At 65.9% G+C, this 1,057-nt stretch carries 1 protein-coding gene and 2 pseudogenes; all 3 read left to right on the top strand.

Features of this window, described 5'->3' with window-relative positions; genetic code table 11:
• Nucleotides 1–35: 35 nt before the first annotated feature.
• A pseudogene (locus AC529_RS19820) lies at nt 36–203 on the top strand (transposase domain-containing protein); the annotation flags it as partial.
• A 1-nt stretch (nt 204) separates the two neighbouring features.
• A pseudogene (locus tag AC529_RS18335) lies at nt 205–759 on the top strand (alpha-ketoacid dehydrogenase subunit beta); the annotation flags it as partial.
• 8 nt (nt 760–767) lie between these two features.
• Nucleotides 768–1,057 (top strand): biotin/lipoyl-containing protein (locus tag AC529_RS18330; protein WP_332307080.1); only part of this gene is annotated, 290 nt, incomplete at its 3' end.

Below are 1,057 nucleotides of genomic sequence, written 5' to 3'. Positions count from 1 at the left end.
ATATGCTATAGTGAGTATATAAAGGTCATATCATCTACCTGTTCGTCAGCAACGATCACGGTGTAGAGCGTAGTGCTCTACTGTACGGGCTGATCGGCACCTGCCGTCTGAACGGTATCGATCCGGAAGCGTATCTGCGCCATATTCTGAGCATACTGCCGGAATGGCCCTCCAACCGTGTTGACGAACTCCTGCCATGGAACGCCCAGCACGCCCGCCGACGCCGCGGCGCTGCTGCGCGCCGCGATCCGCGACGACGACCCGGTGCTCTTCCTGGAGAACCTGGGCCTGTACAACACCAAGGGCGAAGTGCCCGACGAGGAGGTCGTCGGGGAGATCGGCCGCGCCGCGGTCACCCGCGAGGGCACCGACATCACCCTCATCGGCTACTCCCGGATGGCCATGGTCGCCAACCAGGTCGCCGACCGACTCGCCGAGGAGGGCATCAGCGTCGAGGTCGTTGACCTGCGTTCGCTGCGTCCGCTAGACCGGGAGACGGTCGTGGAGTCGGTCAAGAAGACCGGCTGTGCGGTCATCGCCGAGGACGACTGGCTGACCTACGGGATCGGCGCGGAGATCGCCGCCTCCATCCAGGAGGGCGCGTTCGACTACCTGGACGCTCCGGTGCGCCGGGTGGCGATGGCCGAGGTGCCCATGCCCTACGCCAAGCCGCTGGAGACCGCCGCGCTGCCGTCGGCGGAGTCGATCACCACCGTCATCCACGAAACTCTGAGCGCCGTCGGCCGGAGAGTCGGTTAGGGAACACGATGTCTGAAATCTACATGCCGCGCCTCTCCGACACCATGGAGGAAGGCGTCATCAGCACCTGGGTGAAGCAGGTCGGCGACAAGGTCTCCGCCGGCGACGTCCTGGTGGAGATCGAGACCGACAAAGCCGTCATGGAGTACGAGGCCTACGAGGACGGCTACCTGGTCAAGCAGACCGTCAGCGAGGGCGACACCGTGCCGATCGGCGCGGTGATCGGCGTGATCGCCGACAGCCCCGACGCCGTCCCGGCCGACTCCGGCGGCGAGGGCGCCGCCGAGCAGGCCCCGGC

It is taken from the genome of Thermobifida cellulosilytica TB100, assembly GCF_001517975.1.
Classification (GTDB): Bacteria; Actinomycetota; Actinomycetes; order Streptosporangiales; family Streptosporangiaceae; genus Thermobifida; species Thermobifida cellulosilytica.
The sequence above is the reverse complement of the archived record's forward strand: the minus strand, read 5'-3'. Positions and strand labels throughout refer to the sequence as shown.